This window comes from Halorubrum rarum (genome assembly GCF_048380895.1).
In the GTDB taxonomy this organism is placed as follows: Archaea; Halobacteriota; Halobacteria; order Halobacteriales; family Haloferacaceae; genus Halorubrum.
Genome location: NZ_JBLWMN010000013.1, coordinates 53,086 through 66,637 on the forward strand (window position 1 = coordinate 53,086; position 13,552 = coordinate 66,637).

Annotated in this window: 12 protein-coding genes; 4 read left to right on the plus strand and 8 right to left on the minus strand. The window is 66.4% G+C overall.

Features of this window, described 5'->3' with window-relative positions; translation table 11 throughout:
* Window positions 1-16 precede the first annotated feature (16 nt).
* Window positions 17-943, plus strand: a complete 927-nt coding sequence (locus tag ACNSN7_RS11100; RefSeq protein ID WP_418282394.1) for a lipoate--protein ligase family protein — start codon at window positions 17-19, stop codon at window positions 941-943.
* Between the two features lie 66 nt (window positions 944-1,009).
* Complete coding sequence (locus ACNSN7_RS11105) at window positions 1,010-1,846, plus strand: deoxyribonuclease IV (RefSeq protein WP_418282350.1); 837 nt, start codon at window positions 1,010-1,012, stop codon at window positions 1,844-1,846.
* Window positions 1,847-1,927: 81 nt separating this feature from the next.
* On the opposite strand, the gene ACNSN7_RS11110 is transcribed toward ACNSN7_RS11105, so the two are convergent.
* Window positions 1,928-2,191, minus strand: coding sequence for a hypothetical protein (locus ACNSN7_RS11110; RefSeq protein WP_418282351.1), 264 nt, complete (start codon window positions 2,189-2,191; stop codon window positions 1,928-1,930).
* Window positions 2,192-2,375: 184 nt separating this feature from the next.
* Between ACNSN7_RS11110 and ACNSN7_RS11115 the strand changes: the two genes are divergently transcribed.
* Window positions 2,376-3,602 carry an RNA-guided endonuclease InsQ/TnpB family protein gene (locus tag ACNSN7_RS11115; protein ID WP_418282352.1) on the plus strand — a complete coding sequence of 409 codons (1,227 nt, stop codon included), beginning with the start codon at window positions 2,376-2,378 and terminating at the stop codon, window positions 3,600-3,602.
* Between the two features lie 12 nt (window positions 3,603-3,614).
* On the opposite strand, the gene ftsZ is transcribed toward ACNSN7_RS11115, so the two are convergent.
* Both ftsZ and ACNSN7_RS11125 read right to left on the minus strand, forming a co-directional pair.
* Window positions 3,615-4,772 carry a cell division protein FtsZ gene (gene ftsZ, locus ACNSN7_RS11120; protein WP_418282353.1) on the minus strand — a complete coding sequence of 386 codons (1,158 nt, stop codon included), beginning with the start codon at window positions 4,770-4,772 and terminating at the stop codon, window positions 3,615-3,617.
* A 148-nt stretch (window positions 4,773-4,920) separates the two neighbouring features.
* A complete protein-coding gene (locus ACNSN7_RS11125; RefSeq protein WP_418282354.1) occupies window positions 4,921-6,729 on the minus strand; it encodes a S9 family peptidase in 1,809 nt (602 codons plus the stop codon).
* A gap of 119 nt (window positions 6,730-6,848) precedes the next feature.
* On the opposite strand from ACNSN7_RS11125, the gene ACNSN7_RS11130 reads away from it, so the two are divergent.
* Entirely contained in the window at window positions 6,849-7,898 is a 1,050-nt protein-coding gene (locus tag ACNSN7_RS11130) for a glycosyltransferase family 4 protein (protein ID WP_418282355.1), read from the plus strand.
* 56 nt (window positions 7,899-7,954) lie between these two features.
* Here ACNSN7_RS11130 and ACNSN7_RS11135 read toward each other — a convergent pair whose 3' ends face one another.
* From ACNSN7_RS11135 to pdxT, 5 genes are all read right to left on the minus strand, one after another.
* Entirely contained in the window at window positions 7,955-8,620 is a 666-nt protein-coding gene (locus tag ACNSN7_RS11135; protein ID WP_418282356.1) for a halocyanin domain-containing protein, read from the minus strand.
* A 244-nt stretch (window positions 8,621-8,864) separates the two neighbouring features.
* Window positions 8,865-9,932 (minus strand): tyrosine decarboxylase MfnA, encoded by a 1,068-nt coding sequence (gene mfnA, locus ACNSN7_RS11140; protein WP_418282357.1) that lies wholly within the window; start codon window positions 9,930-9,932, stop codon window positions 8,865-8,867.
* A 47-nt stretch (window positions 9,933-9,979) separates the two neighbouring features.
* Window positions 9,980-12,283, minus strand: a complete 2,304-nt coding sequence (gene ppsA, locus ACNSN7_RS11145) for a phosphoenolpyruvate synthase (RefSeq protein WP_418282358.1) — start codon at window positions 12,281-12,283, stop codon at window positions 9,980-9,982.
* Window positions 12,284-12,638: 355 nt separating this feature from the next.
* Window positions 12,639-12,950 (minus strand): phosphoribosyl-ATP diphosphatase, encoded by a 312-nt coding sequence (gene hisE, locus ACNSN7_RS11150; RefSeq protein ID WP_418282359.1) that lies wholly within the window; start codon window positions 12,948-12,950, stop codon window positions 12,639-12,641.
* Window positions 12,947-13,540 (minus strand): pyridoxal 5'-phosphate synthase glutaminase subunit PdxT, encoded by a 594-nt coding sequence (gene pdxT, locus ACNSN7_RS11155; RefSeq protein WP_418282360.1) that lies wholly within the window; start codon window positions 13,538-13,540, stop codon window positions 12,947-12,949. Before pdxT ends, hisE begins: the two co-directional genes overlap by 4 nt.
* Window positions 13,541-13,552 lie beyond the last annotated feature (12 nt).

Consider the following 13,552-nt stretch of genomic DNA (forward strand, 5'->3'; position numbering starts at 1 on the left):
TCGCGACGCGGGGTCGATGGGAGACGAGCAGTCGACCGCACCCGTCGGCGACTGGCGACTGATCCGCGAGGAGCGGCGACCGGGACCGATGCAGATGGCGCTCGACGAGGTCGCCGCCGAGACCGCCGCCGCGGGGGGACCGTCGACCGTCAGGGTCTACCGCTGGGATCCGAGCTGTCTCACCCTCGGCTACCACCAGGACCCCGACACCGTCGACTGGGGGTTCTGCGATCGCGAGGGGATCGACGTCACCCGACGGCAGACCGGCGGCGGCGGGATCTACCACGACGGCCACGGCGACGTCGCCTACTCGATCGCGACGCCCGCCTCGGGAGTCCCGGGCGAGCTGCTCGACTGCTATCACCTCCTCTGTCGGCCGGTCCTCGACGCGTTCGAGTCGCTCGGACTCGACGTCGACTACGTCGACGACACGGTCCCCGAGATCTACCACCCCGCCTGCTACCTCCGCGAGCTCCATCCCGCACACGACATGGTGGCGGGAGGCCTCGGCGATTCGACGGGCGGTTGCAACGACAACGACGACGGCGACGGCGACGGTGACGGCGACGGCGGCGTTCGCGGTCGAAAGATCGCGGGCAACGCCCAGTACCGCAAGCGCGACGCCGTCATCCAGCACGGCTCGATCACGTACGCCGTCGACGCCGAGCGACACCTCGGCACGTTCGCGGAGCCGCCGGTATCCGTCGAGCGGTTCGAGGACCGGGTCGTCGGGATCGACGACCTCGCCGACGTCGACCGCACGGAGGCCGTGCGGGCGTTCGAGGAGTCGCTCGCCGAGTGGGTCGGCGGGAACGCGAACGGCGCAACCCTGGATCCGGACGGCTCGTGGACCGCCGCGGAGCTCGACCGGGCACGGGAGCTGGTGGCGGAGAAGTACCGCGCGGACGAGTGGGTCCGGACGCGCCCCGGCGACCGCTCCTGATCGCGTCGGCCGCTCCCGACGCGCCGCTTCCGAAGCGGCTTTTTGAGTCCGTCACGTGGGACGGGTATGACCCTTCGAGTCGGAGCACACGTATCGATCGCGGGCGGCGTCGACAACGCGGTCGGCAACCAGACCGACGTCGGCGGCAACTGCGGACAGATCTTCACCCACTCACCGCAGGTGTGGCAGGACCCGAACATCGGCGACGAGGAGGCCGAGTCGTTCCGGTCGGGGACCGACCGCGACCTGGACGGCCCGTGGGTGATCCACACCTCCTATCTCGTCAACCTCTGTACGCCGAAGGACGGCCTGCGCGAGAAGTCGCTCGACTCGATGCAAGCGGAGGTCGACGCCGCCGCGAAGCTCGACATCCCGTACGTCAACGTCCATCTGGGCGCACACACCGGTGCGGGCGTTGAGGGCGGCCTCGACAACGCGGCGAGCGTCATCGACGACGTCGACGTCCCCGACGGGGTCACGATCCTCGTCGAAAGCGACGCCGGGTCGGGAACGAAACTCGGCGGCGACTTCGAACACCTCGCCGGGGTCATCGACCGCACCGACACTGACATCGACGTCTGTATCGACACCGCACACGCGTTCGCCGCGGGCTATGACCTCTCGACGGCGGCTGGCGTCGACGAGACGGTCGCCGAGTTCGACGACGTGGTCGGACTCGACCACCTCCGGTGTCTCCACCTCAACGACTCGAAACACGAGTGCGGGACGAACAAGGACGAACACGCCCACATCGGCGAGGGCCACATCGGGGAGGCGGGTATGGAACGGATCGTCAACCATCCCGACCTGATGGACGTCCCGCTCGTGTTGGAGACGCCGACCGAGGACGGTCGGAGCTACGAGTGGAACATCGAGCGCGTCCGCGAACTCCGGACCGAGTAGTTCACGAAGCCGATCCGCACCGAGCGCGTGCGACCGACCGACTCCGGACGTGTGCGACCGACCGACGGCCGTGAGTCGGGATCAGTCGTCTCGACCGAACACCCACCGGAGTCCCCCGGCGACCCCGGCGGCCGTGAACGCGTTCGAGACCACCCGCCCGGCGTCACCCCACGTGACCGGGTCGCCGGTCAGAGCGCCGAGCGCGATCATCGCGAACGGGACCGCCACGAACGCGACGGCCGAAGCGCCGACGGCATTCGGGAGTCCGCGGTCCGTGTCCGGTTCGGGAGCGTCGACGCTCGGAACCGGATCGTCGGCGTCGGAACCGGCGGAATGCAGTCGCATCGTGGAGTCTGGCGGGATACGGGTGGTGGAACGACGTGCGGGAGGGATCGCGAAGTGTGAGGGCTGGCGACGAGTGGTTTACAAGCGGTACAAGGCGAATGCCACGGGGCTTGACCCCGTGGATGAAGCCGACAACTCGTGATACAAACCATTAACTAAACACGTCTCTAATCAACAGACAGCGATGGAATACAGTCACCGATACCCCGCATATCCGACACAAGAGGTAGCGGCTGAACTGGAACATCACATCGACATTCATCGCCAAGGGTACAACTACACCCGGTACGAGTACGAGAACGTGGACGCCGACAACATCGGTTCCGCGTACAAACACCACTCCCGACTCCCCGACTGGAAAGACGAGTTCCCCACCTTCTCGGAAGTCAACTCGAAGGCTCTTCAACGAACAGTCACACGGTTCTACCAGAACCTCGGCGGACTCTTCGAGCAGAAGCAGAACGGACGAAAAGTTGGGAAACTCAAGTGGAAGTCACCTCGGGAGTTCCAGAGTATGACGTACTCGCAGTCCGGCTTCGAACTCAAAAACACGAGTGGCCGACGCGCGACACTCTGGCTCTCCAAAATCGGTGACATCAAAATCCGTTATCACCGCGACATCCCGAACGAAGCGGACATCAAAGAAGTCACAGTAAAGAAGGAGACGACCGGCGAGTGGTTCGTCTCCTTCGGCCTCGAAACCGACGACGCTGGCCTGCCCGAGAAGCCCGACGTGGACTCGCTTGACGCGAGCAACAGCGTTGGAATCGACCTCGGTATTCTCAACTACATCCACACGTCGGATGGCAAGACCGTGGACTGGATCGACCTCGAAGCCGAGTACGAACGACTCCAGCGCGAGCAACGCAAGCTGTCTCGCAAGGAGAAGGGTTCGAACAACTACGAGAAGCAACGTCGGGAAGTTGCGAAGGTGAAGCGCCACATCAAGCGGAAGATGCTGGACTACCAGCACAAGCTCACGACATGGCTCGTCCGTGAGTACGACGCCGTATTCGTCGAGGACTTGAACGTGAAGGGGATGCTCGAACAGGCGCATAATACCCGCAACAAGCAGGATGCGGCATGGCGACAGTTCATCACACTCCTCGAATACAAAGCCGACATCTACGGCTGTCACGTCGTGGAAGTCGAAGCACGAGGTACCACCAAGGAGTGTGCGTCCTGCGGTGTGGAGACAGCGAAGCCCATCTGGGTCAGGGAACATTCCTGTCCGAGTTGTGGGTTCGAGTGTGACCGTGACGCGAACGCGGCGATGAACGTGTTACAACGCGGCTTTTCGGAGTTAGGGCTGGGATGGCCCGAAGACACGCCTGTGGAGACTGCGCTCCCTACGGACACCACTACGGTGTCTGCAAAGCGCGTCGTAGAAACAGGAAGCCTCGGGGCTTGACCCCGAGGCGATTCACTCGACGTAGTCGATGTCTTCCATCTGCTGGGCCGCCTCCTCGCGTTCGCCGCCGTTGCGGCCGTAGATCTGCGGGGAGTCGACGCCGGTGACGACGATCATCGTCCGCATCTCGCCTTCGAGCTCCTCGTCGACCGACGTTCCCCAGATGATCCGGGCGTCGGGGTCGATCCGGTCGTAGATCTCCTCGACGACGCCCTCGGCCTCCTCGATCGACATGTCCGTGCCGCCGGTCACGTTCACCAGCGCGGAGTTCGCGCCGGAGATGTCGACGTCGAGGAGCGGCGATCGGAGGGCGCTTTTCACGGAGTCCTGTGCCTTCGAGTCGGAGTCGGACTCGCCGAGGCCGATCATCGCGACGCCGCCCTTCTCCATGACCGTGCGGACGTCGGCGAAGTCGAGGTTGACGAGACCGGGCTTCGTGATCAGCTCCGTGATGCCCTTCACCGAGCGCATCAGCACCTCGTCGGACACCTTGAACGCCTGTCGGACGGGGAGCTTCCCGACGGCGTCGAGCAGGCGGTCGTTCGGGACGACGATGACGGTGTCGGAGACGTCACGGAGGCGTTCGAGGCCCGCCTCGGCGTTCGTCCGGCGAACCTCTCCCTCCGCGGTAAAGGGAGTGGTGACGATGGCGATGGTGAGCGCGCCGGACTCGCGGGCGGCCTTGGCGACGACGGGGGCCGACCCCGTTCCCGTCCCCCCACCGAGTCCCGCGGTGACGAACACCATGTCCGAGCCGTCGATGGCGTCGTGGATCTCCTCTTGGGACTCGATGGCGGCCTCCTCGCCCACCTGCGGGAGGGAGCCGGCACCGCGACCCTGGGTCTTCTGCTGGCCCATGAGGATCTTCGTGTCCGCCTCGATGTTGACGAGGTGCTGGACGTCGGTGTTGGCTGCGACGAGCTTCGCGCCGTGGATCCCCTCCTCAGTCATCCGGTTGACCGTGTTGCCGCCCGCGCCGCCACAGCCGACAACGGTGATGTTCGTCTGGAGGTCCTGGAGAACGTCCTGTAGCTCGTCGTCGGTCATCGTCCCGGTTCGCGGAGGCCCACCGGCCGAGCCGCCGTCGCCGGACCCGTCGCCGAACCCGCCGGTCTCCTCCTCGGGAGACTCCTCGGCCTCGTCGATCGCGTCCTCTACGATAGAGTCCATTATGTGGGTCCGTTGCGACCCTGGCCTATTTATCTTTGCCCAATCGTCATACGAGGGTCTGACGCCGCATCACGTTCGATCGACCCGATTCTCGCCGTTCGTCACCGACCCGATTCTCGCCGTTCCATCGACCCGATTCTCGCCGTTCTCACCGGACGTGCTCCTCGAGGAACTCGACTATCGCCCGGTACGCCTCGATCCGATTCTCCAGCTTCGAGAAGCCGTGTCCCTCGTCGTCGAAGATCAGCTTCCGAACGGGAACGTCCCGCTCGCGGGCTCGCTCCACGATCGCCTCCGCCTCCTCGACGGGGACCCGCGGGTCGTTCGCGCCGTGGAGCACGAACAGCGGGGCCTCGATCGCCTCGACGTTGTTGATCGGCGAGATCGACTCGAGGAACTCCCGGTCCTCGTCGAGTGCGCCGTACTCGGCCTCCCGGAGCTCGCGACGCCAGTCGCCCGTGTTCTGGAGGAACGTGACGAAGTTCGCGATACCGACGACGTCGATCCCGGCCGCCCACAGCTCCGGGTACTCCGTCAGCGACGCCAACACCATGAACCCGCCGTAGGAGCCGCCCATCGCGACGACCCGGTCGGGGTCGACCTCCGGATGGTCGTGAAGCCACTCGACGCCGGCACGGACGTCGGCGACGGAGTCCATCCGATTCTCGACGTCGTCGAGCGCTGAGTATGCCTTCCCGTAGCCTGACGAGCCGCGAACGTTGGGCTCGAAGACGGCGTAGCCGCCGTTCAGCAGGTACTGTTTCACCGACGCGAACGACGGACGACGCTGGGACTCGGGCCCGCCGTGGATGTCGACGACGACCGGGTACCCCCCGTCCGGCGACTCCGTCTCGGGGACGGAGAAGAACGCCGGGATCTCCCGACCGTCGAACGTCGGGTAGTGGACGAGTTCGGGCTCAACGAACGTGTCGTTGGGGATCCCCGCGGTCGACGCCGCGGTCCACTGCTCCGTCTCGCCGGTCGTCGCGTCGACGACGTGGACGTTGCCGTTGTGAGTGCTCCCCGTCGCGGTGAGAGCGTATCGGTCTCCGTCCGGACCGAAGCTCACGCCGCCGGCCACGCCGTCCGGGAGGTCCGGCTCCGGGAACGTATCGATCCGGTCGTCGTCAACGAGTTCACCGGTCGTGATCTCCGTGTAGCCGTCGACGTTACGGGAGTAGACGACGCGACGCGATTCCTCGTGGATCGCGACGCCGTCGACGTTCCACTCGCCGCCGGGCTCCACGACGGTGAACGTTCCGTCGCCGAGGTCGAGGCGTTCGAGCTGAAGCGTGTCGCTGTCGCGGTCCGTGACCAGATACAGCGACCGGCCGTCAGGGCTCCACTCCGGGGTCCCGTACCGGACGTCGCCCTCGTGTGGCGTGTGGTGAGTCAGCTCACCCGTCGCGACGTCGAGCGTGTACACGTCGTGATCGAACGACGAGCTCGCCTCGTGGACGATCAGCCGGTCGTCGTCCGGCGACCAGCCCGCGACCGAGAGCCAGCCGTCTCCCTCGTACACGAGCGTCGCGTCCGATCCCGTCTCGTCGCGGCGCTGCACGTACACGTCGAACACCGACTCGTCCCGGCGGTTGGAGGCGAACGCGAACCGCTCGCCGTCCCCGCTCCAGCCGCCCCACCGGTGTTTCGCCTTTGGTCGCCGTGTGAGGTTCGTTATCGTCCCCGCTTCGTAGTCGAGTCGGTGGAGCTGTGCGCGCTCGTTGCCGCCGCGGTCCATGCCGAACACCGCCTCCGACCGCTCGGGAGAGGCGTCGACGAAGGTGACCCGCTCCTCGAAGAACGTGTGCTGTTCCGGCCAGCCACGCGGCTCCGCGAGCGACCACACCTGCGGGGTTCCGGTCGTGTCCAACAGGAAGGAGAGCCGACCGTCCGGGGCCAGATCCGCGCCCCCGGCGTGACGGACGTTGAGGTAGCGTTCGACGTCGTAGCTGTGCATACGCCCGAGTTCCACGTCCGACGGGAAACCGTTTCTGGTGGATCCGACGCGGAGACGGTCGCGTTCGAGCCCGGATCGATGCCGTGTCTTTTTATCGGCCCCTCCCATCGGTTCCGCGTATGCGTATCGCGTTCGTCTCGCCGTTCACGCCGGACCACGGGACCACTCCGGCTCGGGAACGAACGCATCGGATCGCGAGCGGGCTCGCCGCCCGCGGCCACGACGTGACGTGGCTGTGTGCGCGCTGGTGGGGCGGCGATCATCCGACGTTCGCGGACGACGGGATCGAGTACCGGTCCGTCGTCGTCGATCCCTCGCCGTCGGCGTTCGCCACGAAGCTCCCGACGGCGTTGTATCGCGTCTCCCCGGACGTCGTCCACGCGGTCAACAGTCCCCCGACGCCCGCACTCGCGGCGACCGTCACCGGTACCCTCTCCCGGGTTCCCGTCGTCGTCGACTGGTGGCGAGACCGGCCGGCGGACGACCCTCGGCGCTATCGGCTTCTCGCCCGCGGCGCAGACCGGGTAACGACACCCTCGCGGACGACGAAGACCCACGTCCGTGAACACGGTGCCGACGGCGACGACGTTCGGGTGATCCCGGAGAGCATCGACGTCGCTCTCGTCGAACGCGCTCCGATCGACGACCGGTTCGACGCCGTCTACTCCCGGCGACTCGACCGCCACGCCAACGTCGAGACCTTCCTGCTCGCGCTGGCGGAGCTCCGCGAACGAAACTGGAACGCGGCGGTCATCGGAGACGGTCCGGAGCGGGGACGGATCGAGTCGACCGCGAGCGACCTCCGGATCGACGACCGCGTGACGTTTCTCGGAGATCTGCCGATCGAGGAGCGCGTCGCGGTGTTCAAGGGGACCCACGTCGTCGCGGGAACCGCGACGTGGGAGACGTTCCCGACGGAGCTCCTGTGGGCGCTCGCGTGCGGCTGCGTCGGCCTCGTCGAGTATCAGGCGGACTCCAGCGCACACGAACTGGTCGAGGGACGTACTCGAGGGCGGCTCGTGACCAGTCCGGCGGAGCTCGCGGACGAGATCGTCGCCGTCGGCGATCTGGAACGTCGGCACGTCGACCACGAGTTCGACGAGTACGACCACGGTGCCGTCCTCGACCGATACGTGGACTGTTACCGCGAACTAACGGGAGAAACGTAGCGAAGCGGATCGAACGGCTCGAACGCAGCGAACCGACGCGGAGCGATCGGGCCCGGCTACTCCTGGGTGATCGTACCGCCGTACTTCATGAACACGAACGCGAGCCCGAGCGTGCTCACCATGGCGATGAACGTCGCGATCCCGAGCGCGCGGGCACCCTGCGGGACGAACACCGCACCCGCGCCGCCGCCGTCGCCCACCGCCTCGGTCGGGATGTCGTCGCCGACCGCCAGCCCTCCGTGCATTCCGACGGCGTCGTGGGGGGCACAGTGGTAGTGAGTGATCCCCTCATCGTCCTCGCTCGTCTCGTAGGTGTACGTGTATCCCTCCTCGTCGACGGGGTCCCCGCTGTCGAGGGCGGCTTCGCCCTCGACCGTCTCGACGTTGTGGCCGCCGCCCTGTCCGGTCCACTCGAACGTGATGGTCGTGCCGGGATCGACCCACAGGAGGGTGGCGTCGAACGCCAGACCGTCGTCGTCCGCTCCGACCATGACCGTCACGTCGTCCTGGCCGCGTGCGTCCTCGTACGTGCCGAGGTTCCCCTCCGCGGCGGTCGGCCAGTCGGGAACCACGTCGCCGCCGCCGTCGTCTCCTTCGTCTTCCTCCCCGTCATCCTCCTGTCCCGCCGCCGTTCCCGACGCGCCCAGGGCCGCGCCAGCGGCCGCTGCCGCGCCGCCGGCGGTCCGCATGAACGTGCGTCGAGAGACGTCGTCCGTACTCATACAGCCCGCTTGGTGACCCCCTGTAGTGAATATGTTGGTTCGCGTTCCCTCGCCGGACGAGTGTTTATAAACGAAGCCGCGGCCACACGGCCCGTGGCATAGCCATCGCCCCGGAGCGGTCGAGGCGGGTGCGCGGCGAGCCGCCCGGGGCCGACATCCGTTCGCCGCCTGTTCGCTTTGCGTGCCCAACGGGGGAGATGCGAGGACCACGTTCCGCCCATCGACGCCGTGCCTGACCGACCGATCACTCCCGGATGCCGTCGAGCTCCTCGACGAACGCCGTCAACCCCGACCGGGTGACGTGGGGCATACAGACCACTCGAAGGTCGCCCCGACCGGTGCGAGCGATCTTCCAGCCCGCCTCTCGGAGCGCGGTGAACTCCTCGTCGGGAACCGCGGCGGCGACGATCGGGAGTTCGGGATCCACGACGTCGTAGCCGCGGTCGTCGAGCGCGCCCGCGAGCCACGCCGCGTTCCCGGCCGCTCGCTTCGCCGCTCCGCGATACCCGTCGGGCCACAGCGCGTCCATCGCCGCGACCGCCCCGGCGACGCCGGCTCCGCTCCGGGTTCCGGTCAGCGTCGCCTGCGAGCGCGTCTCCAGATACGGCGTCTCCACGGCGAGCGCGTCGAGCGCGGCGCTTTCGCGTGCCACCAGCCCGCCCGCCGGGACCGCGGCCCGACCGAACTTGTGCGGATCGACGGTGAGCGTATCGATCGGGGCGTCACCGAACGACCAGTCGTGATCGGTGAACGGAAGCAGAAAGCCGCCCCACGCCGCGTCGACGTGCATCATCGCTCCGGCGTCGTGAGCGATCCGGGTTAGCTCCGGGATCGGATCCACCCGGCCGTACTCAGTCGTGCCAGCGACGCCGACGACGAGCGCCGTGCTCGCGTTGACCGCGGCGTCGACCGCGGCGAGATCGGCTCGATAGTCGCTCTCGAGCGGGACCGTCCGGAGATCGACGCCCAACAGCTCGGCCGCCTTCCGGAACGAGAAGTGTGCGCTCTCCGGGGCGACGACGTTGGGATCGGCAGCGTCGTGTCGGTTCCGTGCCGATCGAACCGCCTGAATGTTCGCTTCCGTGCCACCCGAGGTGACGTATCCGGCCGCCGATCCGGGGTTCGGATGGTCGGACAGCGCCGCGAGCAGTTCGACGGCGCGATCCTCCAACGACGCGACGGTCTCGTACGTCGCCGGATCCCCCGGATTCGACGCTAAAAACCGCTCTGCCGCCTCCCGAGCCGCTGGATGGGGCTCAGTACACATCGAGGAGAGAACTCGATCGAACGACTGCGGCTCGGCCTGCTGCATTCGTCCACTCGTCTCCCGGCGAGCCTCTTACTCGTTCCGTTCCGGGATCAGCGAACGGAGTCGAGCAACAGACGCTGCTCGATCCGTTTCACTTCGTGTTGGACGTCACGGACCGCGTCGATGTTCGCGGAGATGGAGGATACCCCTTCCTCGACGAGGAACTCGACCATCTCGGTCTTCGACCCGGCCTGCCCACAGATGCTGGTGTCGACGTCGAGTTCACGGCACGTCTCGATCGTGTCCGCGATGAGCGTCAACACTGCGGGGTGAAGCTCGTCGAACCGATCCGCGACGTGTTCGTTGTTGCGATCGACCGCCAGCGTGTACTGGGTTAAGTCGTTGGTCCCGAAGGAGGCGAAGTCGATCCCGGCGTTCGCGAGCTCTTCGATCCGAAGCGCACTCGCGGGCGTCTCGATCATGACGCCCCACGTCTCGCGCTCGGGATCGATCCCGGCCTCGCGCATCTGGATCGTTGCCGCCTCGACGTCCGCCGCGTCGTTGACGAGCGGTAACATGAGCTCGATGTTGTCGTATCCCATCTCGAACAGTCGGGAGAAGGCGGCGAGCTCCTGTTGGAACACGTCGGGTTTGTCGAGACTCCGGCGGACGCCGCGCCACCCGAGCATCGGGTTGTGCTCGACCGGCTCGCCGTCGCCGCCCTCCAGCTCGCGGAACTCGTCGGTGGGCGCGTCCATCGTCCGAACGCGGACCGGTCGCGGGTAGAACTCGTCGGCAACGCCGCGGATTCCGTCTACGAGCTCGTTCTGGTACGCGCGCTCGCCGTGGTCTGCAATGTACTTCTCCGGGGTCTTCCCCAGCGCGAGCACCATGTGCTCGATCCGGAGGAGTCCGACGCCGTCGGCTCCCGTCGCCGCCGCGCGTTCCGCGGCTTCCGGGATCGAGACGTTCACTTTCACCTCCGTCGCCGTCATCGGTTTGACGGGGGTCTGCGGGCGGGCGGCCTCAACCGGCTCGAACTCCTCGGCCGGTTCGGCCTCCTCGTCGATACCCGAACGGATCGTCCCTTTGTCACCGTCGAGGGTAATGTTCTGGTCGTCTTTGAGATCTCTGGTCGCGGACCCCGTCCCGACCACCGCAGGAACGCCCAGCTCGCGGGAGATGATCGCCGCGTGGCTCGTCATTCCACCTTCGTCGGTGACTATCCCGGCGGCTCGTTTCATCGCGGGGACCATGTCGGGCATCGTCATCTCGGTGACGAGGATGTCCCCATCCTGAACCTGATCGAGGTGGTCCAGCTTGGTAACGACACGAACCGCGCCGGAGACGATGCCCGGACTCGCGCCGAGACCGTGGACGAGAACGTCCTCGTCGTCGTCGGCGTGGTTCGCGTCGCCGCCATTCCCGGCGTTCCCGGTCGCATCCGATCCCCCCTCGTCGGCCTCGCTGATCGTCGTGATCGGGCGCGACTGGAGCATGTATATCTCGTCGTCGTTGATCGCCCATTCGACGTCCTGTGGAACGCCGTAGTGGTCCTCAACGCGCTCTCCGAGCGCCACGAGCGCCTTGATCTCCTCGTCATCGAGAACGCGCGCCGTTCGGCGGTCGTCGTCGACCTCGATCTGGACGGTCTCTCCCGTCTCGGGGTCTTTGATCATCTGGATCTTCTTGTCGGCGACGGTGGCCTCGATCACCTCCTCGCGCTCGCGGTCGTACACGTAGTTGTCGGGAGAGACGGTTCCGGAGACGACTGCCTCGCCGAGTCCCCACGCGGCCTCGATGATGATCCGTGGCTCGCCCGTCGACGGGTGGCTCGTGAACATGACGCCGGATCTGTCGGCGTCGACCATGCGCTGAACGACCACCGCGATGTCGACGGAGTCGTGCGGGAAGTCCTTGCGTTGTCGGTAGTATATCGCCCGCTGTGTGAACAGCGACGCCCAGCACTCCTTGACTCGGCGGAGCAGATCCGCCTCGCGGACGTTGAGGAACGTCTCCTGTTGACCGGCGAAGGAGGCGTCCGGGAGGTCCTCCGCGGTGGCCGACGATCGGACGGCGACGAACGCCTCCTCGCCGTCGACGGCCATGGACCGATAGCTCTCGAGGATCTCTGATCGAACCGACTCCGGAAGCTCGGTCTCCATGATCAGCGCTTCGGCCGCCTCCTCGGCCTCGCGGAGCGCCGCGGAGTCCTCTGGATCGACATCGACGGCCGCGAACAGCTCCTCGTCGATCCCCGCCTCCTCGATGAACGAGCGGTACGTCCCGGCAGTGACGACGAATCCCGGTGGTACCGGGAGCTCCGCTTCAGTGAGTTCACCCAGCGAGGCCGCTTTCCCGCCGACGGTTTCGAGATCGTCGGCGTCGACTTCATCCAGCCAGAGTACTGCCATTCGTATACTCGGTGGATCCGCGAGCCGACGTATGAAGCTTCCGACCGGGGCAGCGATGAATACAATACAACTCGGCTGCGAGTGATCTATCGAGTTCCGGCCGGGACGAGGACGAGAGATCGGGATCGAACGGGCGTCGTACGGAGCGCTCCGGATCGTCGACGACGGGACAGACAAGCACACGAGCAGTCGTACAACCAACCGAAGAGGGCCGATCGCGTTGCAGGGAGACGAACCGACTGCACCGGTCCGTACCCGTCGTTGGCGTCGGACTCGCCTATACCTATTCCTCGCACGATACACGGATACTGAAACAGTTACAGCCTCTGTAACATCTCGCGCGTCGGGCGTGACCTCAGAACCGATCTTCGAGTTCGGAGCGGAGGTCAGCCAGATCGAGGTCGTTCATCGAGAGCAACACCAGGAGGTGGTACACGAGGTCGGCGCTCTCGTAGACGAGCTCGTCGGTGTCGTCGTCCTTGGCGGCGAGGATCGTCTCCGTCGTCTCCTCACCGATCTTCTCTAACACCGCGTTCTCACCCTTCTCGTGGGTGAAAAGCGACGTCGTGTACGACCCCTCAGGCAGCTCCCGCTTCCGCGACTCGATCGTCGCGAACAGGTCGTCGAGCACGTCCACCGCCTCCGTGTCGGACGCTTCGTCGGTCACGCCGCCACCTCCGTCTCGGGGAAGAAGGCGAGGTCGTGGATTCGTGGATCGTCGGTGAGTTCCGGATGGAACGACGTCGCGACGACCGGACCGTCACGGACCAGCACCGGCCGATCGTCGATCCGAGCAAGCACCTCGACGTCCGCACCTATCCCGTCGATGAGCGGTGCACGGATGAACACGGCGTGGAACGGCTCGGAGAGCCCCTTGACGGGGATCGATGTCTCGAAGGAGTCCTTCTGTCGGCCGAACGCGTTGCGATCGACGGAGACGTCGACCAGCCCGATCGGGTCCACGCGATCGTCTTTGGCGTCTCGAGAACAGACGATGAGTCCGGCACAGGTCGCGAGAACTGGCTTCCCGTTCGCGACGTGATCGCGGATCTCGGGGGCGATCCCCTCGCGGTGGATCAGCCGCGAGATCGTCGTCGACTCGCCACCCGGCATGAGGAGCACGTCGCAGTCGGGGACGATCCCGGAGTCCCTGACCTCGACGACCTCGACCGCCTCTCCGTGGGCCTTCGCGGCGCGGCGAACGGCGGTCGCGTGTTCGGTCACGTCGCCTTGGACGGCGACAACGCCTGCTTTCATACGACTCGGTCC